At 68.7% G+C, this 21,794-nt stretch carries 19 protein-coding genes; 3 read left to right on the top strand and 16 right to left on the bottom strand.

Going from position 1 to position 21,794, the window contains the following annotated elements; all coding sequences use genetic code 11:
- Window positions 1–426, top strand: coding sequence for a YeeE/YedE family protein (locus tag FHQ07_RS11185; protein WP_139716881.1), 426 nt, complete (start codon window positions 1–3; stop codon window positions 424–426).
- On the top strand, window positions 423–836 hold the full coding sequence (locus FHQ07_RS11180; RefSeq protein WP_139716880.1) for a DUF6691 family protein: 414 nt from the start codon (window positions 423–425) through the stop codon (window positions 834–836). The genes FHQ07_RS11185 and FHQ07_RS11180 overlap by 4 nt, the downstream gene beginning before the upstream one ends.
- A gap of 214 nt (window positions 837–1,050) precedes the next feature.
- On the opposite strand, the gene FHQ07_RS11175 is transcribed toward FHQ07_RS11180, so the two are convergent.
- The 16 genes from FHQ07_RS11175 to FHQ07_RS11100 all read right to left on the bottom strand — a co-directional run bounded on the left by FHQ07_RS11175 (window position 1,051) and on the right by FHQ07_RS11100 (window position 19,012).
- A complete protein-coding gene (locus FHQ07_RS11175) occupies window positions 1,051–1,557 on the bottom strand; it encodes an energy transducer TonB (protein WP_168191548.1) in 507 nt (168 codons plus the stop codon).
- Complete coding sequence (locus FHQ07_RS11170; protein WP_139716878.1) at window positions 1,557–3,224, bottom strand: TonB family protein; 1,668 nt, start codon at window positions 3,222–3,224, stop codon at window positions 1,557–1,559. The genes FHQ07_RS11175 and FHQ07_RS11170 overlap by 1 nt, the downstream gene beginning before the upstream one ends.
- A complete protein-coding gene (locus tag FHQ07_RS11165; protein ID WP_139716877.1) occupies window positions 3,211–3,582 on the bottom strand; it encodes a BlaI/MecI/CopY family transcriptional regulator in 372 nt (123 codons plus the stop codon). Before FHQ07_RS11165 ends, FHQ07_RS11170 begins: the two co-directional genes overlap by 14 nt.
- Before the next feature lie 122 nt (window positions 3,583–3,704).
- Entirely contained in the window at window positions 3,705–5,690 is a 1,986-nt protein-coding gene (gene tkt, locus FHQ07_RS11160) for a transketolase (RefSeq protein WP_139716876.1), read from the bottom strand.
- 91 nt (window positions 5,691–5,781) lie between these two features.
- Entirely contained in the window at window positions 5,782–7,119 is a 1,338-nt protein-coding gene (locus FHQ07_RS11155) for a dicarboxylate/amino acid:cation symporter (RefSeq protein WP_139716875.1), read from the bottom strand.
- Window positions 7,120–7,169: 50 nt separating this feature from the next.
- On the bottom strand, window positions 7,170–8,798 hold the full coding sequence (locus FHQ07_RS11150; protein ID WP_240703476.1) for a BatD family protein: 1,629 nt from the start codon (window positions 8,796–8,798) through the stop codon (window positions 7,170–7,172).
- A complete protein-coding gene (locus FHQ07_RS11145) occupies window positions 8,795–10,585 on the bottom strand; it encodes a VWA domain-containing protein (protein ID WP_139716874.1) in 1,791 nt (596 codons plus the stop codon). The genes FHQ07_RS11150 and FHQ07_RS11145 overlap by 4 nt, the downstream gene beginning before the upstream one ends.
- Window positions 10,582–11,583 carry a vWA domain-containing protein gene (locus tag FHQ07_RS11140; protein ID WP_139716873.1) on the bottom strand — a complete coding sequence of 334 codons (1,002 nt, stop codon included), beginning with the start codon at window positions 11,581–11,583 and terminating at the stop codon, window positions 10,582–10,584. Before FHQ07_RS11140 ends, FHQ07_RS11145 begins: the two co-directional genes overlap by 4 nt.
- On the bottom strand, window positions 11,580–12,032 hold the full coding sequence (locus FHQ07_RS14585) for a DUF4381 domain-containing protein (RefSeq protein ID WP_139716872.1): 453 nt from the start codon (window positions 12,030–12,032) through the stop codon (window positions 11,580–11,582). The genes FHQ07_RS11140 and FHQ07_RS14585 overlap by 4 nt, the downstream gene beginning before the upstream one ends.
- A complete protein-coding gene (locus tag FHQ07_RS11130) occupies window positions 12,029–12,952 on the bottom strand; it encodes a DUF58 domain-containing protein (protein ID WP_139716871.1) in 924 nt (307 codons plus the stop codon). The genes FHQ07_RS14585 and FHQ07_RS11130 overlap by 4 nt, the downstream gene beginning before the upstream one ends.
- A gap of 8 nt (window positions 12,953–12,960) precedes the next feature.
- Window positions 12,961–13,968, bottom strand: a complete 1,008-nt coding sequence (locus FHQ07_RS11125; protein WP_139716870.1) for an AAA family ATPase — start codon at window positions 13,966–13,968, stop codon at window positions 12,961–12,963.
- 152 nt (window positions 13,969–14,120) lie between these two features.
- Window positions 14,121–16,091 (bottom strand): type IV pilus secretin PilQ, encoded by a 1,971-nt coding sequence (locus FHQ07_RS11120; protein WP_139716869.1) that lies wholly within the window; start codon window positions 16,089–16,091, stop codon window positions 14,121–14,123.
- Between the two features lie 15 nt (window positions 16,092–16,106).
- On the bottom strand, window positions 16,107–16,580 hold the full coding sequence (locus tag FHQ07_RS11115) for a pilus assembly protein PilP (protein ID WP_425476968.1): 474 nt from the start codon (window positions 16,578–16,580) through the stop codon (window positions 16,107–16,109).
- A 46-nt stretch (window positions 16,581–16,626) separates the two neighbouring features.
- Complete coding sequence (locus tag FHQ07_RS11110; RefSeq protein ID WP_139716867.1) at window positions 16,627–17,337, bottom strand: type IV pilus inner membrane component PilO; 711 nt, start codon at window positions 17,335–17,337, stop codon at window positions 16,627–16,629.
- Window positions 17,334–17,954 (bottom strand): PilN domain-containing protein, encoded by a 621-nt coding sequence (locus tag FHQ07_RS11105; protein WP_139716866.1) that lies wholly within the window; start codon window positions 17,952–17,954, stop codon window positions 17,334–17,336. The genes FHQ07_RS11110 and FHQ07_RS11105 overlap by 4 nt, the downstream gene beginning before the upstream one ends.
- Window positions 17,954–19,012: a pilus assembly protein PilM gene (locus FHQ07_RS11100; protein WP_139716865.1), complete on the bottom strand. Its 1,059-nt coding sequence runs from the start codon at window positions 19,010–19,012 to the stop codon at window positions 17,954–17,956. The genes FHQ07_RS11105 and FHQ07_RS11100 overlap by 1 nt, the downstream gene beginning before the upstream one ends.
- A gap of 238 nt (window positions 19,013–19,250) precedes the next feature.
- On the opposite strand from FHQ07_RS11100, the gene FHQ07_RS11095 reads away from it, so the two are divergent.
- Window positions 19,251–21,719 (top strand): penicillin-binding protein 1A, encoded by a 2,469-nt coding sequence (locus FHQ07_RS11095; RefSeq protein ID WP_139716864.1) that lies wholly within the window; start codon window positions 19,251–19,253, stop codon window positions 21,717–21,719.
- The last annotated feature ends 75 nt before the right edge of the window (window positions 21,720–21,794 follow it).

The raw sequence follows: 21,794 nt of genomic DNA, 5'->3' as shown, positions 1-21,794 counted from the left end.
ATGTCCACCGAATTCACGCCGGGCTCCGCGCTGCTGGGCGGCATGCTGATCGGCCTGGCCGCCAGCTTGCTGTATGCCGGGATCGGCCGCATCGCCGGCATCAGCGGCATCCTCAACGCCGCGATCGAGCAACCCGCGGAGCGCGGTTGGCGGATCGCGTTCCTGCTGGGCCTGGTCGCGGCCGCCGGCCTGTGGTTCGCCGGCAACGGCATCGCACCGCGCAGCGGTTTCCCGCTGGGGTGGTTGCTGCTCGCCGGCGTGCTGGTCGGTTTCGGCACGCGGCTCGGCAACGGCTGCACCAGCGGGCACGGCATCTGCGGCCTGGCACGGCTGTCGAAGCGTTCGCTGCTGGCGGTACTGGCGTTCATGGGCAGCGGCATCGGCACCGTCTTCCTGCTGCGCCATGCACTGGCGGTGTTGCCATGAAGCGCATCGCCATCGCCCTGCTGGCGGGCGCGTTGTTCGGGCTGGGACTTGCGGTGTCCGGCATGACCAACCCGGACAAGGTGCTGAACTTCCTCGATGTCGCCGGCCGCTGGGATCCGTCGCTGGCGCTGGTGATGGGGGGCGCCTTGCTGGTCGCCACGCCGGGCTTCGCATTGGCGCGCAAGCGCGGCGATTGCGCCTGTGGCGATCCCTTGCCCGCCGCCGCGACCGCGCGCATCGACACGCGCCTGCTGGCCGGCAGCGCGCTGTTCGGCATCGGCTGGGGCATCGCCGGCTATTGCCCGGGCCCCGCGCTGGCGAACCTGGGCCACGGCGGCGAAGCGATTGCCTTCGTCATCGCGATGCTGGCAGGCTCGCAATTCGCCCGCCTGCTGCCGAGATCGCCGTAAGCCCGATTCCGTTCGTCGCGGCGCTGTTGTGCGACGCAAGCCGGACCAGGCATCGCGCTCGAAGGCGCGGCTCACATCTCGCGCGCATCATGCGCGTAACCGCACGCAGCTGGGCTTGAAGTGGCTGCGGTGCGCGGGTTGCGCTACGCGTTGGCGATCGTGCCGCTGATCGCGTCGGGCACGCCGGTCTTCGCCTGAGGTGCCATCGCCGGATTCAGCCGCGACCGCCGAATTCGACGACTGCGCGTCCGTTCACCTGCCGGAAGGTGAAGCGATAGTCCTGCGTGAACGGCAGTCGTTCGACCCGAGCGCCGGTGATGCGCTTCAGCGGAATGAACGTCCAGCCCCTGACCGCCGACAACACCGCCTCGGCGAACGCCGCTTCCCCGCTGCTGCCGTCGACGAGCTCGGCGCGCGCCACCGCGCCGGTTTCATCCACCACGATGCGCACCACCACGGTCGCCTCCGGCAGTCGTCGCGCAAGCAGGTCCGGCGGATATTGCGGAGGCGCGTTCTCGCGGATCGGTAGCGGATTGAGGTACACACTGCCCGCCATCGGTTGGTAGCGCGCGCTATCCGGCCGATCCACGATGTCCGCGCTCACCGCACCGTCGGCGAGATAGCCTTCGCGCGCCTCGACCCGGTGCGTCGGCGACGCGCAACCGGCCAATGCGATGCATGCCGCCGGCATCGCGACGCCCCAACGCCAACGCGCCGGCATCAGCATTCGTCGGCAGGCGGCGCCGGCTTTTCCCAGCGCGCGTTCAACGAATGCACCATCTTGTCGTAACTGCTCCAGCCATTCGCGGCCGCCTGCTTGGTCAATACGGCGCGGGCATCCTCCACCGGCGCCGCGTGGTCGCCATCGAGGGCGAACTCGACCGGCACGCGCACCCGACCCGGTACCGGCTTGCCATCCTTCATCGCGGGCTCGAACTTCCATTGCTTCACCGCGTCGAGTGCAGCCGCGTCCAGACGCGCATCGCCCGCCGAGCGATCGATCTTCGCCGCGGATACGCTGCCATCCGTCGCGACATCGACGATCAGCACCACCTTGCCGGTCACGCCCTGCTTCAGGACATCGACGGGGTAGACGGGCGGCGGCATCGAATGCGATGCGGTTGCGACCGGCTGCGTCGCCGAATCGGTCAGGGTGATGTCCACGCGAATGCCCTTGAACGTCGTGCGCCCGTCTTCGCCACGGATTTCCTCGCCCATCTGGACGGCGCCGGCCTTGCCATCGCGCAATACGACCTTCGGCGCCGCGACCTGCTTGCCGTCTTCGACAATCCGCATCTCCAGCGCCAGCGCCGGCTGGCCGTCATGTTGCACGCGCGTCACCGTGCCTTCGATCGCCATTTGCTTGCCGCTTTCGTCGCTGCGCACCGAGAACGGCCGCCCTGGCAGGGTCAGCAGCCGCATGTTCATCGGTTTGCCATCGTCGACGCGCAGCACCATGTCGGCGGCGACCTGGCCTGCCGGCACCACGACGGGCACATCCGGCTGCGCGGCCCAGGCGGCATAGCCGGACGCCAGCAGGATCGCGATGACCATGCCGCGCCCGGCGACGCTGCGCAGGGTCGAAGGAAGCGGTCGCTTGAGCATTTCGATTCTCTCCTTGAGCGGATGGGACTGTCCCCAGTGGCAGCCGAGCGGAAGCATCGCGGTCGCCATCTGGGTCTTGAGCATGGCCTCGCCGTAGGCGCGGCGGGCCTGCGGATGACGCGCGATCACGCGGGCATCGCAGGCCAGTTCCTGGTCGTGGCGGAACCTGCGCGCGGCGAAATGCACGAGCGGGTTGAACCAGAACAGGCAGCGCAAGACCGCGACGAAGGCATTCGCCAACAGGTCGCCGCGGGCGATGTGCTCGCGCTCGTGCGCCAGCATCAGGCCGCGCTCGACCGTGTCGTAGCGCGACATGGCATCGGCCGGCATCACGATGCGCGCATTCCAGACGCCGACCGCCGCAGGCAGGCCCGCGACCGCGTCGGCCAGCAGCAAGCCATCGCCACGCTCCGCAATGTCGCCGAGCCCGCGCACGAAGCGGCGCTGCTGCCACCACAGGAACGCGGCGAACGCCACGCAGCCGCACAACCATGCGATGCAGGTCCACGCCGCGATGTCCGGCATGGTGCTGGGTGGCGCTTCCGCGGCCAGCATCCGGATCGGCGCGCGGATCGCGGCAAGCGGCGCCGCTGGCGCATCCGCCTCGGCCGCGGGCAACAAGGTGGCAAGCAAGGCGACGGGCACCGCGCTCCATGCCGCATGGCACGCCCCGGCGCCGAACGCGGCGCGCAGCAGCTTGCGCAACGCCAGCACGGCAAGCGCCGCCGCACTGCTGACCAGGGTCGCCTCGATCAACCACGCATACAGGTCAGCGATCGCCATCGTCGAGCTCCTCCAGCAATTTGCGCAGCTCGGCAATGTCCTTGCGGCTCAGCTTGCGCTGCTCGCTGAAATGCGCGACCAGCGGCGCCACCCGGCCATCGAACAGGCGGTCGAGCAGGCCGCGGCTTTCCTCCAGCACCCATGCCTCGCGCTTGAGCAAGGGCGAATACAGGTAGCGGCGGCCGTCGCGTTCGGCGGCGATCGCGCCCTTGTTGAGCAAGCGGTTGAGCAGGGTCTTGATGGTGGCTTCCTGCCAGTGCCGGCTGTCGGCCAGCTCGGCCACCACGTCCTCGGCGCCCAGCGGATGCCGGCGCCAGAGCACGTCCATCACCACCGATTCGGCTTCGCTGATCTGCATCGTTTACATCCGTAATTTCTTTCGAGATTACGCCTGTAATCGACGATGTCAAGCCTCGGTCCGCACGCCCAAAAAGAAGGGCGCCCGCAGGCGCCCTTCTGGTTTCGCAACGATGGCGATGCTTACAGCGACTGCGCCGCCGCGACCACCTTGTCCACGGTGAAGCCGAAATGCGGCATCAGCGCCTCGATCGGCGCGGAGGCGCCGAAGGTATCGATGCCGACCACCGCGCCGTCCAGGCCCACGTACTTGCGCCAGAAATCGCTGACGCCGGCTTCGATGGCGACGCGCTTGCGCACCGCCTTCGGCAGCACCGCTTCGCGATAGGCCGCGTCCTGGCGATCGAACACGTCGGTCGAGGGCATCGACACCACGCGCACGTGCTTGCCGAGGCGCTCCGCCGCCTGCATCGCCAACCCGACTTCGGAGCCGGTGGCGATCAGGATGATTTCGGGCGTGCCCACGCTGTCCTTCAGCACGTAACCGCCGCGGGCGATGTCGGCCACCTGCGCGTCGTTGCGTGCCTGGTGCGGCAGGTTCTGGCGGCTGAACACCAGGCAGCTCGGGCCGTCGGCACGCTCGATCGCGGCCTTCCAGCTGACCGCGGATTCCACCGCGTCGCAGGGACGCCAGACGTCGTTGTCGGGGATGTAGCGCAGCGAGGCGAGGTGTTCGATCGGCTGGTGGGTCGGGCCGTCCTCGCCCAGGCCGATCGAGTCGTGGGTGTACACGTGGATCGCGCGCACGCCCATCAGCGCGCTCATGCGCACCGCGTTGCGCGCGTAGTCGCTGAACACCAGGAAGGTGGCGTCGTACGGGATGAAGCCGCCGTGCAGGGCCAGGCCGTTGCTGATCGCGGTCATGCCGAATTCGCGCACGCCGGAATAGATGTAGTTGGCGTTCGGGTCGTTGCTCGCCACCGACTTGCTGCCCTTCCACAGGGTCAGGTTGGAATGCGCAAGATCCGCCGAGCCGCCGACCAGCTCCGGCAGCAGCGGCGCGAAGGCCTCGATCGCCATCTGCGAAGCCTTGCGGCTGGCGACGGTCGGGCCGTCGGCCTGCAACTTCGCGATGTAGGCGTCCGCGTCGGCGTCGAACGCGGCCGGCAGTTCGCCCGCCATGCGCCGCTCGAATTCGGCGGCGGCCTGCGGGTGCGCGGCCTTGTAGGCGGCGAAGCGCGCATCCCACGCCGATTCGGCGGCGGCCAGGTCGCGCGCGCGCCAGCCCGCGTAGATCTCCTGCGGCACCTCGAACGCGCCATGCGTCCAGCCCAGCGCCTCGCGCGTGGCCTGCACTTCGTCCTTGCCCAGCGGCGCGCCGTGGCTGGATTCCTTGCCGGCCTTGTTCGGCGAACCAAAACCAATCGTGGTGCGGCAGCAGATCAGGGTCGGCTTGTCTTGCGACTTCAGCGCGGTTTCGATCGCGGTCCTGATCTCGACCGGATCGTGGCCGTCGACGCCGCGCACCACGTTCCAGCCGTAGGCCTCGAAACGCTTCGGCGTGTCGTCGGTGAACCAGCCGTCGGTGTTGCCGTCGATGCTGATGTGGTTGTCGTCCCAGAACGCGACCAGCTTGCCCAGGCCCCAGGTGCCGGCCAGCGAGGCGGCTTCGTGGCTGATGCCTTCCATCAGGCAGCCATCGCCCATGAACACCCAGGTGCGATGGTCGACGATGTCGAGGCCGTCGCGGTTGTAGCGCTGCGCCAGCAGCTTCTCCGCCAGCGCGAAGCCGACCGCATTGGCCAGGCCCTGGCCCAGCGGACCGGTGGTGGTCTCGATGCCGGGTGTCATGAAGTTTTCCGGATGGCCGGGCGTCTTGGAATCGAGCTGGCGGAATGCCTTCAGGTCGTCGATCGACAGGTCGTAGCCGCTCAGGTGCAGCAGCGCGTACTGCAGCATCGAACCGTGTCCATTGCTGAGCACGAAGCGGTCGCGGTCCGCCCACTGCGGGTTGCCGGGGTTGTGCTGGTAGAAATCGTTCCACAGCACTTCGGCGATGTCGGCCATGCCCATCGGCATGCCGGGGTGGCCGGAGTTGGCGGCCTGCACCGCATCGATGGCGAGGAAACGGATCGCGTTGGCGAGATCGCGGCGGGTAGGCGTCGTCATGGGGCGTCGAGGGGAGGCGCCCGGCGGCGTGCGGGCCGCCCATTGTCCCATCCCGGCACGGGCCGCCGCCAGCGCGGCCGGCAAACCCGCGTCAGCGCACGATTTCGTCGAGGTGCTCGATCGCCTCGTCGGGCAGGTCCTTCTCGCCGCTGCGGTGCGAGACCACCACCGCGGTGGCCAGGTCGCCGGTGACGTTCAGCGAGGTCCGGCACATGTCGAGGAAGGTGTTGACGCCGAGGATGATGCCGATGCCCTCCGGCTTGATGCCGATGATCCCGCAGATCATCGCGATCACCGGCAGCGAGCCCGAGGGGATGCCGGCGGTGCCGATGCCGCCGAGGATGCACAGGATCAGCACCAGCAGCTGCTGCCCGATCGGCATGTGCAGGCCGTAGACCTGGGCCAGGAACAGCACCGTGATGCCCTCGAACAGGGCGGTGCCGTGGTGGTTGGCGGAGGCGCCCACGGTCAGCACGAAACGGCTGACCTTGCGCGGCAACTTGAGGTTCTCCTCGGCCACGCGCAGGGTCACCGGCAGGGTCGCGGTCGAGGATGCGGTGGCGAACGCGGTCAGCGAGGCCTCCTGGGTGCCGCGGAAGAACGCCAGCGGCGACATCCCGCCCATGATCCGCACCCACAACGGCAGCACCACGAAACCGTGCAGCGCCAGCGCCACCAGCACCGTGACCACGAACCACAACAGGCTGCGGATCACGTCCCAGCCCAGCTGCGAGGTCAGGTTGAACATGAACGCCGCCACCGCGAACGGCGCCAGCTTGATGAACATGCCGATCAGGTGCATGCAGATCTCGAACAGGCCGTGCAGCGCCGACTTGAACGCGCGCGTGCCGGGGGTCGGCTTCATCACCAGGCCGATGCCGATCATCAGCGCGAAGAACACGATCCCCAGCTTCTGCTTGTCGTCGGCCATCGCGCCGACGATGTTGTGCGGCACGATGTTGACCAGCAGGTCCATCAGCCGCAGCTCGTTGCCCTTGCTGACGATCTCGCCGGCCTTGGCGTTGCTCATCGCCTGTTCGACCAGCGCCGGGTCCATGTGGGTGCCGGGCTGGAACAGGTTGGCGCAGAGCAGGCCGATGCCGACCGCCATCGCGGTGACCACCGCGGTATAGATCAGGGTCTTCCAGCCCAGCCGGCCGAGCGAGGCGATGTCGCCGAGTTCGGCCACGCCCAGCACCAGCGCCGAGAACATCAGCGGCACCACCAGCATGAACAGCAGGTTGAGGAACACCTGCCCGAACGGGCGGGTGCCGTATTCGATCAGCCCCTGCACCCAGCCCGCATCGGTCGCGGTGGCATGCACCACCAGGCCCAGCACCGTGCCCAGCATGAAGCCGACCATGACCTTGACGTGCAGCGGCATGCCCTTGCCGCCGACGGCGGATGGCGTGGGATCGGTGGAATGCATGGCGACGCTCGCGTTGCGGACAAGGCCGCGAGCTTAGCAAAGACGCCCCATCACTCCGGATACAGCGGCGGCAGCAGGGCTTCGGCCTTGCGCGCCGATGCGCGCCAGCGCGGACCTTTCGCGAAGGCGCTGCGCAGCGCGGCCAATGCGCCCTGCGCATCGCCGCCGCCCCAGCGCGCCGCCTGCAGGCGTCCGACCGCTTCCGCTTGCGCGGGATCGGCAAGCCGGTTGCGCAACGCATCCAGGTCGTCGCCTCGCGATCCGCCCGCCGCGCACAGCGCGTGCGCGATGGCGGCAAGGTCGCCCTGCTTCAACGCATCCGCCACGGCCGGTGCGGACGGCGCCGCCAGCGCGGCACTCCCGGCATCCGCATCCGCAGCCGCCGGCGGCGAACGCGAACGCCACCACGCGAACGAGGCCGCCACTCCGGCCAGCAAGAGCAGCCATGGCGCGAAACGCTTCAGCGCATCGGCCGCGGCCGGATCGCCCGCATCGGCCACCGCGGCTTGCGCCGCCGGCGGCGCCGACTCCGGCGGCGCAGGCGCATCCGCGCCCGGCGCGACCTGCAACTGCAATGGCGGCAGGGTCGCCGTGCGCGCCACGCCCCGGGCCGCGTCCCACCACTCGATGCGCGGTCCCGGCAAGCTCAGCGTACCGGCGCGCAACGGCACGATGGCGATGCGCCGGCGCAACGTCGTCCGCGGGCGGCCTTCGACGAACTGCTCGTCGGACTGCGCCGGATCGGCGAACACCTGCGCCTGCGCGCTGTCCGGCATGGTCAGCGGCGGCAACTGGCTGGCACTGGCGCCATCGGCGATCGCCTCCAGCTCGATGGTGGCCGCTTCGCCTGCGCGCGCGTTGCGCGGGGCCTGCACGTAGCGCAACGCGAGGTCGCGCAACGGCAACCAAGGCTGCGGCGCATTCGCGGGGATCGGCTGCACCTGCAGGCGCTTGGCCGGGGCCGCCGCGGACAATGGCTTGCGTCCATCGTCGAACACGTCGTCGAACAAACCGCCCACCGCCTGCCCGTTGAAGCGCGCACCGGGAATCAGCAACGGCCCGCTGCGCTCCGGGATCAGCAGGTAGCGGCGCTCGACCACGTTGTAGCGCCTGCCGCCGATCTCGCGCTGGTACTGGAGGTCCTCGCCCACGCGCTGCAGGCTGGCGCCCGGCACGTCGTCCTGGTCGAGCTGGCCGGACAGCAGCGGCACCGCCACGTGCAGCCGCACCACCATCCCCACCGCCTGCTGCACATAGGGCTGCGCGGCATCCAGCACGGTCTCGACGAAGGCATCGCTACCGCCGCCCGCGGCTTGCACCGCTGGCGGCAACACCGTCAGCCGCAACGGCGGCGTGCTGGAATTTCCCACGCGCAATGCCGGCACGCCGATCACGCCCGGCCCGCGCGGGCGGATGCCGACCGCGAACAGCGACTTCGTGCTGGCGCGTTCGTTCACCAGTTCGTAGCTGCGGCGCACGGTCTGCCCGGCGATGTCGAACTGCGCGGCCAGCGGGCTGTAGTCGATCAGCCGCACGGAGGCCGATGTTTCGATGTTGAGGGTGGCGGTCTCGCCATAAGTGATCTGCGCGCGGTCCAGCCATGCGCGCGTCTGCGCCAGCGCCGGCAACGCGCACAGCGCGAGCAGCAAGCCCAGCATGCGGGCGAACCGGCGGATCATGGCCCGCGGCCCTGCCGGCGTTCGTATTCCAAGCGGAACCTGGTGCGCAGCAGCGCGCCCGGATCGTCCGGGACGCGTTGCAGCTGCGCCTGGTTGGCGATGCGCCGCTCGCGCTGTTCCGCGGTCTCCTTCGCCTGCTGCGGCTTGCCTGGGGCTTGCTGCTGTCCTTGCCGCTTGCGCAGGGCTTCCTGCATGCGCTGTCGCTGTGCGGCATCGGCCTGCGCCTGTTGCTGCGCATCACGGGGTTGCGACGGCTGCGGCGATTGCTGCTGCTGCGATTGCTGCTGCGATTGCTGCTGCGATTGCTGTTGCTGTCCCTGTTGCGATTGCTGCTGCGATTGCTGTTGCTGTCCCTGTCGCGATTTGTCGCGCGCTTCGCCTTGCCCGTCTTGCGGCTTCTGCCGGTTGCCCGCTTGCTGCTTCGGATCCTGCTTCTGCTGCGCTCCGCCCGCTGGCGGCTTGCGCTTGCGCGCGGCCTCGACGACCGCGCGGTTCTTCGCCGCATCCGGCATGCCAGGCTGTCGCTCCAAGGCGCGATCGTAGGCGGCGATCGCTTCGTCGTAGCGCCCGGCCTTGGCCAGCGCATTGCCCAGGTTGTACTGGCCATCGGCGGTGGGATTGCCTGCGAATTTGTCGATGGCCTCGTCGTACCGTTGCCGGCGATATGCGGCGACGCCTTCCTGCATGCGCGCATACGCCTGCTGGTCGGCGCGCCGCCACAGCCCCCCCGCGACCGGTGGCCGGGCAGATTGCGCCTGTGCCTGCGCGCGCGGCACCGGCAGCATCAGCGCCAATGCCAGCATCGCCGCGAATGCGCCGCCGCGCCGGAACAACGGCAACGCCAGCAGCAACGCCAGCGGCAGCAGCCAGTATCCATCGTCGCGCCAGTCCGCCGCCTTTTCGCCGCGCGATGCCGCGCCGTCGCCCGCCTTCGGATCGAGCACGCCGAGCGCGCGCAGGTCGGCATCGCCCGCCGCCAACGGTCGATACGCGCCGCCGCCGCTGGCGGCGAGCCGCTGCAGGCCCGCCGCATCCAGGCGGGCATTTCCCAACCCGCCCTGGATGTCGAACACGCCGCCCCGCCCGGTTCCGAGCCCAAGCGCGGACACCCGGTAGCCCGCCATGCGCGCCTGCGCCGCTTCCGCGACATCGGCGGCATCCGCGCGATCGGTCAGCAACAGGATGTCGCCGCGGTCGAAGCCGGCACTGCGCAACAACCGTTGCGACCAGGCGATCGCGCGATCGGCGCGATGCCCGTCTTCCGGCATCACCTCCGGCGCCAATGCATCGAGGAACAGGGCGACGTTCGCGGCGTCCTCGGTGAGCGGCGCGACCGTGTAGGCGTCGTCGGCGAAGGCGACCAGCGCCACCTGGCCGCCGGCGCGTTCGCGCAGCAGGGTCGCGATCTTCGCCCGCGCCTGCGCAAGCCGCGATGGCGGCAGGTCGCGCGCAAGGGTCGCGCTGGAGAGGTCCAGCGCGACCACCAGCGGGGCTTTCGCCTGCCACAGCGGAAGCTCGACCTTGCGGAAACTCGGGCCGGCCATCGCCAGCACGGCCAGCGCGGCCGCGAGCGTTGCGAACCAACCCGTCCACCGCCGCCGCGACGGCCCGCCGGACGCATCCAGCAGGTGCGGCAGCAAGTGCGCATCGACCGCGTCCTGCCACACGCTGCGCCGCGGCGCGTGCGCGCGCCACCACCAGGCCAGCGGCGGCAAGGCCAGCAAGCCGAGCAGCCACAACGGCCGCAGGAAATGCAGTTGCGCGAGCGCGGCGGCCATCCCGCTCATGCGCGCCTCCGCGATGCGAACGCGAGCAGGCCGGCTGCAAGCGCAAGCCCCAGCGGCAACGGATAGCGTTCGATCTTCGGCCGCACCGCCCGCCCTTGCCGCTGCACCGGCTCCAGCTTGTCGATCTCGGCATAGATGCCCGCCAATGCCTCGGTGTCGCGCGCGCGGAAGAAGCGCCCGCCGGTGAGCGCGGCAATGCGCTGCAGGCCGGCCTCATCCACTTCGTCGCCGCTCATCGGCAGCTGGAAACCGAACACCGACAAGCCGCCGCCATCGCCGCCGAAGGCGATCGCATGGATGCGCACGCGGTTGTCGCGGGCGATCTGCGCGGCCTTTTCGGGCTCCAGCGCGCCCGCGGTATTGACGCCGTCCGTCAGCAGGATCAGCACGCGCTGGCCCGCGGGTTGCTTCTGCAATCGCTTGGTCGCCAGGCCGATCGCATCGCCGATGGCGGTGGCGCGCCCGGCCAGTCCGACTACGCTGCCGTCGAGTTGTTCGCGCACGCTGTCGCGATCGAGCGTCAGCGGCGTCAATGCGTACGCGCGTTCGCCGAACACCACCAGGCCGACGCGGTCGCCGGCGCGGCGGTCGAGGAAATCCGCCAGCACCGCCTTGGCCGCGGTGAGCCGATCGACGAGGCGACCGCCGAGTTGCATGTCTTCCTCGCCCATGCTCGCGGACAAGTCGACCGCCAGCATCAGGTCGCGCCCGGCCTGCGGCGGCGCGATCGCCGGCCCGAGTTGTTGCGGACGCGCGGCGGCGATGCAGAGCAGGCACCATGCGAGGAACAGCAGCCATGGGAAGCGCCGCGGCTTCGCCGCGAGCGCATCCGCGCTGGCGATGCGTTGCAGGCGTTCGCCCCAGGGCACGCGCAGGGCCGCCTGGTTGCCGCTGCGCGCAGCGGCCGATGCATGCACCAGCAGCGGCAGCGGGATCGCCAGCAGCAGCCACTGCCATGCGAAGCCGTGCAGCGCCAGCAATTCGCGCAGCGCGTTCATGCGCCCCGCATCCAGCTGAGGTAGCGCTGCCGGGCGATCGCACGCAAGGCATCGGCCTGCTCCACCGCCACGTCGCTGCGGAACCCGCCATCGAGCAGCAGCCTGCCGGCGCCGGCACCGAACACCGCCCGCGGCATGCCGTCGTCGAGGAAACGCAGCCAGTCCTCGCCTTCCAGCATGGCCGCCGCGGCATCCTTGCGGCGTGCCGCTCGCCGCAGCAGTTCCGAGATCGCCGCCACCTGCTCCGCCGGGCTGCCGGCGCGCTCCACCGCGGCATCGAACAGGCGCAGCAGCGCGGCCTGACGCTGGCGACGGCGCAGCGCCCGCCAAGACAGCACCGCGATGACGACGGCGATCGCCGCCAGCACCAGCCACCAGCCCGGAGCGAGCGGCCACCACGCGGGCGCGATGCCTTGGTGGACATCCCGCAATTGCAATGCCGGCGTCATCGCGGCCGCACCGCGCGCTCGAGCAAGGGCAGCCAGGCATCGCTCGGATCCGCGCTGGAGAGTTCCATCGCGCGGATGCCGCGGGCACGCAGCGATTCCAGCGTCGCCTCGAGCGGAACGCTGAACTCCTGGTGCCAGCGCCGGCGCGTCGCCGCGCCTTCGAGGGCGAGCTCGACGCGCCCGCCCGTGGCCGTCGCGAATGGCAAGCTGGCGGCCAGCGGCATGCGCTCCAGCGGATCGGTCAACAGCAGCACGACGAGCTCGTGGTGCGCGGCCAGGCCGAACCAACGTTCCGGCGGGATCGCGGCGATGCTGCCGGGATCCGCGGGCACGACCAGGCGCGAACCGGGGCGCAGCAGGCGACGCGCATGCTCGAGCGCGGCCAGCAGTCCGGCATCGTCCCGCTGCGGCTGCGCATACCAGCGCACCAGCGCATCCAGCACGCGCAGCGCACCGCGCGGCCCCGCGGCCGGGGCGACCGGCGCTTCGCCGTCCGTCCCGCGCAGCGCCGCGATCCGGTCGCCGTCGCGCACCGCGACCCAGGCCGCGAGGGCGGCGGCGCGCGCGGCCTGCACCGACTTGAAGCGAATGCGGGTTCCGAAATACAGCGACGGCGAGGTATCCGCCACCACCAAGGTCAGGCGCTCGCGCTCGGCCTGGAACAACTTGGTATGCGTGCGCCCGCTGCGCGCGGTCAGCCGCCAATCGATATGGCGCGCATCGTCGCCCTGCGCATATTCGCGCGACTCGGCGTATTCCATCCCGCGCCCGCGCAGGTTGGACAAGGCATGGCCCTGCACGCCGTGGCGTCCTCGCCGCGCGCCGCGCCGGCCCTGCACCAAGGCACGCAGGGCGATGAGTTCGGGCAGGGTCGGCACGATCCCGGCCCCGTCGCTCGCGGCGGTTTCGACCTGCGGCATCGCCGTGCTCAGGGCAGCGGCACCCGCTGCAGCAATTCGGCCACCAGGCGGTCGCCGTCCCAACCTTCCGCGGTGGCCTCGTAGCTCGGCAACACGCGATGGCGCAGCACATCCGGCGCGACCGCGCGCACGTCTTCCGGCGTCACGAAGTCGCGACCGGCAAGCCAGGCGCGGGCGCGGGCGCAACGCTCCAGCGCGATCGAACCGCGCGGGCTCGCGCCCCAGGCGATCCGCCTGGCCAACGCCGCGTCGTAGCGCGCGGCGTTGCGCGACGCCAGCACCAGCTCGACCAGGTAGCGCTCCAACGCGGGTGCGACATGCAGGTCGAGCACGGCCTTGCGCGCGGCGAACACGTCGGCCATCGGCATCCGCGCCGAACCCGATGCCGGCGCCTGCAACGCATCGCGGGCGCGTTCACGCGCAAGCCGCAGGATTTCGCTTTCCGCATCGGCTTCCGGATACCCGATGCGCACGTACATGAGGAAGCGATCGAGCTGCGCTTCCGGCAGCGGGAAGGTGCCCTCCTGTTCGATCGGGTTCTGCGTCGCCATCACCAGGAACAGCGGCGGCAACGAATATGTTTGCCTGCCGACCGTGACCTGGCGTTCGCCCATCGCCTCCAGCAATGCGGATTGCACCTTGGCCGGCGCGCGGTTGATCTCGTCCGCCAGCAGGATCGGATGGAAGATCGGGCCTGGCTGGAATTCGAAACGGCCGTCCTGCGGCCGCCAGACCTCGGTACCGGTCAGATCCGCCGGCAGCAGGTCCGGGGTGAACTGCACGCGGGCGAAATCGGCTTCCAGCCTGGACGCAAGCGCGCGGATCGCGCTGGTCTTGGCCAGGCCGGGCGCGCCTTCGACCAGCAGGTGACCATCCGCCAGCAGGGCGATCAACAGGCGTTCGATCAGCGCTGCCTGGCCGACGATCTCCGCCGAAAGCCCGACTCGCAGGCTGCGGAAGGCATCGTGCAGGCGCGCGATGTCCGGAGCGGATCCGGTATTGCTCGGAATATCCATGGCGTCCTCGTGGTGCAGGCCCGTTCGACCGGCAACCCGGCCAAAGGTTCGCAGGCACCGGCAACGTCCCGATGAACGGCCTCGACTCGGGCCTCAAACGGAACGGGAGCCTTGCGGCTCCCGTTGCGTCGCATGATCCGGCGTGAAGCCGATCAGTTGCGCTGGGCGACGCGCATGACCTTCGGCGTCACGAACACCAGCAATTCGGCCTTTTCCTTGCTGCGGCTCTTGTTGCGGAACAGGTTGCCGAGGAAGGGGATATCGCCGAGGAACGGCACCTTGGCGATGTCGGTGCGGTCGCTGAATTCGTACACGCCACCGATCACGACGGTCTGGCCGTCGTCGACCAGTACCGCGGTGTTGACCTCGCGCTTGGCGATCTGCGGCACGTCGCCGAAGCTGCCGGCGCTGACGAAGCCATCCAGCTCATCCTTCTTGACACCCAAGTTCAGGAATACCCGGCCATCATTGGTAATGGTGGGAGTGACCTTCAACTCAAGCAGGGCTTCCTTGAAGTTGACGGTGGGAGTCAGGGCTGCGCCTGTGCCCGTGATAGTGAGGTAGCCGATCTCCTTGCCTTGCTTGATCACCGATTCCTTCTGGTTGCTGGTGACGATGCGGGGGTTGGAGATCACTTCGCCACGGCCTTGCTCCTGGATGGCCGAAAGCTCGACATCCAGCGCATATCCTGCATTCAGAATGGAGAGCGCCAATGAGCCCGCTGGATTCTCCAATGCTGCCGGCAAGTTCGACATCAGGCCTCGACTGATCGAAGGCAACACAGCCGGGCTGGGCGGAGGCGTAGTGCTGTTCTGATTAGCCGCGTTGACGAACGAGTTTTGCGTCGCGATATTGTGCGCGATCGTGTCGCTGAAGTAGGCCTTGCCGTCGCGCGCCGATCCGGAGATGCCGAACTTCGCGCCCAACTCGCGCGCGACGTTCTCGCTGGCAATCACGATCCGCGCCTCGATCACCACCTGATCCACCGGCTTGTCGAGCTGTTGGACAAGGTTCCGGATATTGGCGACGCGCTGCGGGATATCGATCACCAGCAACGTGTTGGTGCGCTTGTCGAAGCTGATGCTGCCCCGCGAGGACAGGAAGCCGCGATCCTGACTGTTCTGACCGCCGCCTTGGCCACCACCCCCGCCCTGGGCATTGCCTTTGCTCTCCTCGGTCAGCAGCTTGGCGATGTCTTCTGCATTGCCGTAGTTGATCGGGATGTATTCGGTGACTTTTTCCGCACGCTCTTCCAGGCTGATGCGAGCATCTTCCTTGTCCTGTTCGAACTTGGCGATCTCCGCCTGCGGCGCCACCCACACCACGTTGCCGCTGCGGCGCTTGTCCAGCGACTTGGCCTGCAACACGATGTCCAGCGCCTGGTCCCAGGGCACGTTGATCAGGCGCAGGGTGACATTGCCCTGGACGGTGTCGGCGGCAACGATGTTGAGGTTGGACTCCTCGGCGATCAACTGCAGGACGGTGCGTACCGGCACGTCCTGGAAGTTGAAGGTCACCGGCTTGCCGTTGTAGCGAACCGCGGAATTGCTGCTGGTCGCGCCCATCGCGGCCGCGCCCATCGCCGGGGCCGCCGGCTGCGCCTTGGCGGCGACCGGGGTCGCGCGCGGCACGATTTCGACGATGTAGTCGTTGCCGCTCTGGTAGGCCATCGATTCGAAGGCGCCCTGGGTGCCCAGCACCAGTTGCGCACCGCTGCTGGTGGCACGGGCATCGATGCGCTGCACCGGGGTGGCGAAATCGGAAACATTGATCGGACGCTGCAGCGACGCGGGAAGCTGCGCATTGCCGATGTCGACGACCACGCTGGACCCCATGTTGCGCAGGTCGGGCGCGGCGCCTTCGCCATTGAAACGCAGGATCAGCTTGCCGGAGCCGCCGTCGCCGCGCTTGAAATCGATCGCCGACACGCTGACTGCGTTGGGCGCGCGCTTGGCGGGATCCGCCATCGCGCCGGTGGCCGATTGCGCCATCGTCGCGGCGGCGACCACGGGCAGCGCAGCTGCGCTCGCGGCATACAAGCCCACGGCCAGCCCGACTGCGCAGGCGCCGAGGGATGAGGGGCGCCGGACAGGCCGCTGTTGCTTGACGTTGGTGACGGTCATCGGTCTATCCCCTAATCAATTGTCTTCGAGCGCGATGGTCGCCGGCCGTTCCAGCCAGCCGCCTGCGCCATCGGGAACCAGTTCGACCAGTTCGATCCGGTCTTCGTACACGGCGGTCACCCGCCCATCGCTTTGCCCCAAGTAGGCACCTGGGCGCACGCGGTAGGTCACCTTGTCCGGTGCCAGCAACAGCGCGATCACGCCGGGGCCCCTGCCGATGGTGCCGACCATGTCCAGGCTGTCCAGCGGGAACTGTTCCAGCGTCTGCTTGCGGCGGCCCGGATCCGGGCGTGGGCCGCTGCCAGCGCCGCCACTGAAGGCTTCGCTGAAGGGATCGCGCAGGTTTTGCGAAGCGTATTCGAAGGTCTCGAACTGCTGCATCACCGGCAGCGGATCAAGCGGCGGCGCCGGCCTGGCCTTGACTTCGGCGACCCATTTTTCGAGATCACCCCGGCCACCACCGCATGCGGCGAGTGCAACCGCCAGCATGACGACGCCGGTCAAGCGGAAATTGCGGATGCCATTCGCGGGCATGTCAGGCCCCTCCCTTGGCAGGCGTTGCAGGCGGGGCGCCGGCGGCGGCCGGTGCTGCCGGAGTCGCCGCGGCGGCCTGCGCCGCGGTCTCGTCCTCGTCCAGATAGCGGTAGGTCTTCACCGTGCCGGCGAGCTCCAGCGCGCTGTTCGGGCCGATCTTCGCATTCGGGTCGGTCTTCGCGTTCTTCGGCTGCAACGAGATGTCATGCATGGTCATGATCACCACGCGCGGCAACGAGGCGACGCCACTCACGAACGCGCCGAACTGGTGGTAGGTCCCCACCATCCGCAAGGCGATCGGCTTTTCCGCGTAGAACTCCTTGGGCGCTTCCGGGCCGGGCTGGAACAACTCGTTCTGGATGCCGGTCGCCAGTGCGGTCTGCGAGATATCGACGATCAGGTCGGGCATCTCGGTCTTGCTCGGCAGCTGCCGCAGCATCTGCTGCAACTGCTGCTCCATCTGCGCGAGCTGCTGCTTGAGCGGCTCGAGGTTGGCGGCGCGCCCCTGCTTGGTCTCGAATTCCGTGCGCAGCTCGGTTTCCTTGGCCTGCAGGCCTTCGAGTTCGGTCCCCTTGTCGCGCACGAACAGCAACCACGCAAGGAGCAGGATCAGCAGCGCGATGATCGCGCAGAAGCCGATCTTGGCGTTCTGCGGCCATTGCCCGATGTTGTTGAAATCGAGTTCACGAAGACTCAGCTGCTTCTTGCTCACGATGCGGACCCTCCTGCTGCTGGCGCTGCTGGCGCTGCGGCAGGCGCAGTGCCTTCCTCGCCATCCTTGGGTGCGTTCGGGTTGGCCAGCTTCACCTTGAGGTTGAATTCATAGGGCAGGCCCGCGTTGCCTTCCTTCGCCTCGATGATGTTGAGGTCGGGGTTGGTCATCCAGCCCGAACCCTCGAGGTTGCGCATGTAGGTCGATACCCGCGCATTCGACTGCGAACGGCCCGTCAGGGTCAGGATATCCCCTTCCTGCTTGATCGCGCTGAGGCTGACCCCATCCGGAATGGTGCGCACCAGAGAATCGAACAGGTGCACCATCTGCGAACGGTTGGCCTGCAACTGCTCGATGACTTCCTTGCGGGCCAGCAGCTTGCTCTTCTTCTTGTCGAGCTCCTCGATCTCCTTGATCTGGGTATCGACCTTGGTGATCTCGCCCTGCAGGTATTCGTTGCGTGAATTCTGGTTGCTGATGCGGCCGTTGTACCAACCCACCACCAGGAAGGACGCCAGCACGCCCGCCGCGACGGCCAGCGCCAGCATCCCCATGAAATCCTTCTGGCGCAGCTTGCGGCGCTCGACGCGCCACGGGAGGAGATTGATCCTGGCCATCAGTCGAAGCTCCTCAATGCGAGCCCGCAGGCGATCATCAGGGCCGGGGCATCCTGCGCGAGGGCATGCGCCTGCACGCGCGGACCCAGGGTCATGTTCGCAAGCGGATTGGCGACCGCGGTGGGAACGCCCAGCTGCTCCTCGACCATGCCGGCGATGCCGGGGATCGAGGCGCAACCGCCGGCGAGCACGACCTGGTCGACGCGGTTGAACTCGCTGCCCGCATAGAAGAACTGCAGGAGGCGGCTGACCTGCTGCACCATCGCTTCCTTGAACGGATCCAGCACTTCGATCTCGTAGCTTTCCGGCAACCCGCCCTGGCGCTTGGCCAGGCCGGCTTCCTCGTAGCTCAGGCTGTAGCGGCGCATGACCTCGTCGGTCAGCTGCTTGCCGCCGAACACCTGCTCGCGGGTATAGACGCTGCGGCCGCCGCGGAGCACGTTGAGCGTGGTCATCGTCGCGCCGACGTCGACCAGGGCGACCAGCCCGTCGCGCTGCACGTTAAGGCTGCCGGCCATCAGCGCGTAGGCGTTCTCGATGGCGAACGCCTCGACATCGATCACCTTCGCGGTCAAGCCGCCCAGTTCCAGCGCCGATGCGCGGACTTCCACGTTCTCGGAACGGGATGCCGCCAGCAGCACCTGCACCATTTCGCTGTTGCCGGGCATCGGCCCGAGCACCTCGAAATCGAGGTTCACTTCCTCGACCGGATACGGCACGTAGTTCACCGCCTCCAGCTCGATCTGCGACTCCATGTCGTCCTCGTCGAGGTCGGCCGGCATCGGGATCAGCTTGGTGATCGCCGAGGAACCGGGCACCGCGGCAGCGGCGAACTTGGTGCGCGCCCCGGAGCGCGCGACCGCGCGGCGGATCGCCTCGCCGACGGCCTCGACTTCGACCAGGTTCTTCTCGACCACCGCGCTTGGCGGCAATGGTTCGACCGCGTAGTGCTCGACGCGGTAACGGTCGCCCGCACGCGAAAGCTGCAGGAGCTTGACCGCGGTCGAACTGATATCGACGCCGATCAACGGCGATTGCGTTTTCGTCCCCAGTCCCACTGGTATCTCCCCTTCCCACGGGCGCTTACGCGCACTTGGTGCTCCAGTACATGAATAACGGACTTTTCACGCAAAGGCAACCGGTCGCCCTGTTGCCACCGCCCAAAACCCCCGTCCCACGACCTGATCATCCCTACGGACATTCCGGGGAAAACCGGCCGCCCCCCTGCAGCCAAGTCATCACGGACGCCTACTCTATACTCCGCGACCACGAAACCCGCAATCGGAATCTGTGTCGATGCCCCGCCTCCCCCGCACCCTGCGCCTCGTTCTGCTGGGCGGCGTCACGCTTGCAGTGCTCGGCGCGATCGCCGTCGCGATCCTGGTGATGTCGCTGTCCTCGCGCCTGCCGGACGTGCAGACCCTGCGCACCACCGAGCTGCAGGAACCGATGTACGTCTACGCCCGCGATGGCCGGCTGATGGGGCTGTTCGGCGAGATGCGCCGCTACCCGGTGGACATCAAGGATGTGCCGGCCCGGGTCAAACAAGCCTTCCTCGCGGCCGAGGACGCCCGCTTCTACCAGCACCACGGCGTCGACTACAAAGGCGTGGCCCGGGCGATCTGGCTGCTCGCCACCACCAACGACAAGCGCGTGCCCGGCGGCTCCACCATCACCCAGCAGGTGGCGCGCCAGTACTTCCTCGACTCCGAATACAGCTACACCCGCAAGCTGCGCGAAATGCTGCTGGCGATGAAAATGGAACGCGAGCTGGGCAAGGACGAGATCCTCGGCCTGTACCTCAACAAGAGTTTCTTCGGCAACCGCGCCTACGGCGTGGCCGCGGCGGCCGAGTTCTACTACGGCAAGAAGCTCGACCAGCTGACCCTGGACGAAGCCGCCACCCTGGCCGGCACGCCCAAGTTCCCGTCCACCGGCAACCCGCTGGACAACCCGGACCGCAACCGCGAGCGCCGCGACCACTACATCCTGCCGCGCATGGCCCAGCTCGGTTACGTCAGCGCCGCCGAGGCCGAGGCCGCCAAGGCCGCGCCGATGCACGCGACCCCGCACGAGCGCCACATCGAAGTGAATGCGCCTTACGTCGCGGAAATGGTGCGCCAGGAAATGATCGCCCGTTATGGCGAGCAGGTGCTGACCAAGGGCTACCACGTCACCACGACCATCGATCCGGTGCTGCAGGCCGCGGCGGACAAGGCGGTGATCGATGGCATGCGGGTGTACGACCATCGCCACGGCTGGCGCAAGCCGGAGCAGCAGGTGCAGATCCCGGCCGGCGCCGACGCCAGGGCCATTGCCCGCCTGTTGCGCGGCATCCCCGCGCAGGGCGGCCTGCTGCCTGCGGTGGTGACCGGCAGCAACGGCAGCGGCCTGCAGGTGGTGCTGGCCGATGCCAGCGAGCTGACGCTCGGCGGCAGCGCTACCAGTTGGACCGGCAAGAGCGGCCCGGCGCTGGCCGCGCGCGGCGACGTGGTGCGCGTGCGCCGCAGCAACGCCGAGCAGCCGGAGGCCGCGCCCGCCTGGGTCATCGACCAGGTGCCGCGCGCGCAAACCGCGCTGGTCTCGCTGGATGCGGACAACGGCGCGCTGCGCGCCCTGGTGGGCGGCTACAGCTATGCCGGCAACAAGTTCAACCGCGCCACCCAGGCACGCCGCCAGCCCGGCTCCAGCTTCAAGCCGTTCGTGTATGCGGCGGCGTTCGAACGCGGGTTCAACCCGGCCTCGATCGTGCTGGACGCGCCGGTGGTGTTCAAGGATCGCGCCGGCCACATGTGGCGGCCGCAGAACGACAGCGGCAACTTCGCCGGCCCGATGCGCGTGCGCGAAGCGCTGGTGCAATCGCGCAACCTGGTTTCGGTGCGCCTGCTCGATGCCATCGGCGTCGACTATGCGCGCCGCTACATCAGCCATTTCGGCTTCGACGAAGCCAAGCTCCCGCCGAACCTGTCGATGTCGCTCGGCACCGCCTCGCTGACCCCCTTGTCGGTGGCGCGCGGCTACACGGCATTCGCCAATGGCGGCTTCCTGACCACCCCCTGGTTCATCGACAGCGTGCGCGACCGCAGCGGCAAGGAGTTGTTCAAGGAGAAGCCGCCGACCGCCTGCAGCTGGTGCGCCGTCGTGCAGGCCCCGGGCCAGGCGGCGACCGCCACGGTCGCACAGACCAAGGTCGATGGCTTCGATCTCAGCCCGACCGGCAGCGAGCCCGCGGATTCGGCCACCAAGCCGGCGCAGGCCGCCGTGTCCAAGCCGAAACCCGCCAAGCCCGTCGACCCGACCATGGTCGTCGCCCCGCGCGCGCTGGATCCGCGCGTGGCCTGGCAGCTGCAGTCGATGATGCGCGACGTGGTCAAGCGCGGCACCGCCACCGATGCCCGCGTGCTCGGCCGCGAGGACGTGGGCGGCAAGACCGGCTCCACCAACGACCACCGCGACGCCTGGTTCTCCGGCTTCGGCGGCCAGTACGTCACCACCGTCTGGGTCGGGCGCGACGACTTCAAGTCGCTGGGCTACCGCGAATACGGCGGCAAGGCGGCGCTGCCGATCTGGATCAACTACATGAAGGTGGCGCTGAAGGACCAGCCCGAACGCGATCTCGACCCGCCGGCGGGCATGGTCCAGGTCAAGGCCAACGGCGTGGTCGAATGGCTGAAGGCGGAGGACGAGGAACGCATGCAGAGCGAACTCGACAGCCTGCCCGAACAGGATGCGCAGCCCGACGAGGAAGCGTTCGACATCTTCTGACTCCGTTGCATCAACGCGACGCCGCGTTGATGCGCGGGTCGTCGCAGTCCGGTACAGTCCCTGCAGGCCGTACCG

This window comes from Thermomonas aquatica (genome assembly GCF_006337105.1).
GTDB lineage: Bacteria > Pseudomonadota > Gammaproteobacteria > Xanthomonadales > Xanthomonadaceae > Thermomonas > Thermomonas aquatica.
This window is presented reverse-complemented; position numbering and strand designations above follow the sequence as displayed.

Excerpts from the sequence above, each read along its gene's own strand:
- FHQ07_RS11185 (WP_139716881.1), top strand. The coding sequence starts at position 1 with ATGTCCACCGAATTCACGCCGGGCTCCGCGCTGCTGGGCGGCATGCTG.
- FHQ07_RS11180 (WP_139716880.1), top strand. The coding sequence starts at position 423 with ATGAAGCGCATCGCCATCGCCCTGCTGGCGGGCGCGTTGTTCGGGCTG.
- FHQ07_RS11175 (WP_168191548.1), bottom strand. The coding sequence starts at position 1,557 with ATGCCGGCGCGTTGGCGTTGGGGCGTCGCGATGCCGGCGGCATGCATC.
- FHQ07_RS11170 (WP_139716878.1), bottom strand. The coding sequence starts at position 3,224 with ATGGCGATCGCTGACCTGTATGCGTGGTTGATCGAGGCGACCCTGGTC.
- FHQ07_RS11165 (WP_139716877.1), bottom strand. The coding sequence starts at position 3,582 with ATGCAGATCAGCGAAGCCGAATCGGTGGTGATGGACGTGCTCTGGCGC.
- tkt (WP_139716876.1), bottom strand. The coding sequence starts at position 5,690 with ATGACGACGCCTACCCGCCGCGATCTCGCCAACGCGATCCGTTTCCTC.
- FHQ07_RS11155 (WP_139716875.1), bottom strand. The coding sequence starts at position 7,119 with ATGCATTCCACCGATCCCACGCCATCCGCCGTCGGCGGCAAGGGCATG.
- FHQ07_RS11150 (WP_240703476.1), bottom strand. The coding sequence starts at position 8,798 with ATGATCCGCCGGTTCGCCCGCATGCTGGGCTTGCTGCTCGCGCTGTGC.
- FHQ07_RS11145 (WP_139716874.1), bottom strand. The coding sequence starts at position 10,585 with ATGAGCGGGATGGCCGCCGCGCTCGCGCAACTGCATTTCCTGCGGCCG.
- FHQ07_RS11140 (WP_139716873.1), bottom strand. The coding sequence starts at position 11,583 with ATGAACGCGCTGCGCGAATTGCTGGCGCTGCACGGCTTCGCATGGCAG.
- FHQ07_RS14585 (WP_139716872.1), bottom strand. The coding sequence starts at position 12,032 with ATGACGCCGGCATTGCAATTGCGGGATGTCCACCAAGGCATCGCGCCC.
- FHQ07_RS11130 (WP_139716871.1), bottom strand. The coding sequence starts at position 12,952 with ATGCCGCAGGTCGAAACCGCCGCGAGCGACGGGGCCGGGATCGTGCCG.
- FHQ07_RS11125 (WP_139716870.1), bottom strand. The coding sequence starts at position 13,968 with ATGGATATTCCGAGCAATACCGGATCCGCTCCGGACATCGCGCGCCTG.
- FHQ07_RS11120 (WP_139716869.1), bottom strand. The coding sequence starts at position 16,091 with ATGACCGTCACCAACGTCAAGCAACAGCGGCCTGTCCGGCGCCCCTCA.
- FHQ07_RS11115 (WP_425476968.1), bottom strand. The coding sequence starts at position 16,580 with ATGCTGGCGGTTGCACTCGCCGCATGCGGTGGTGGCCGGGGTGATCTC.
- FHQ07_RS11105 (WP_139716866.1), bottom strand. The coding sequence starts at position 17,954 with ATGGCCAGGATCAATCTCCTCCCGTGGCGCGTCGAGCGCCGCAAGCTG.
- FHQ07_RS11095 (WP_139716864.1), top strand. The coding sequence starts at position 19,251 with ATGCCCCGCCTCCCCCGCACCCTGCGCCTCGTTCTGCTGGGCGGCGTC.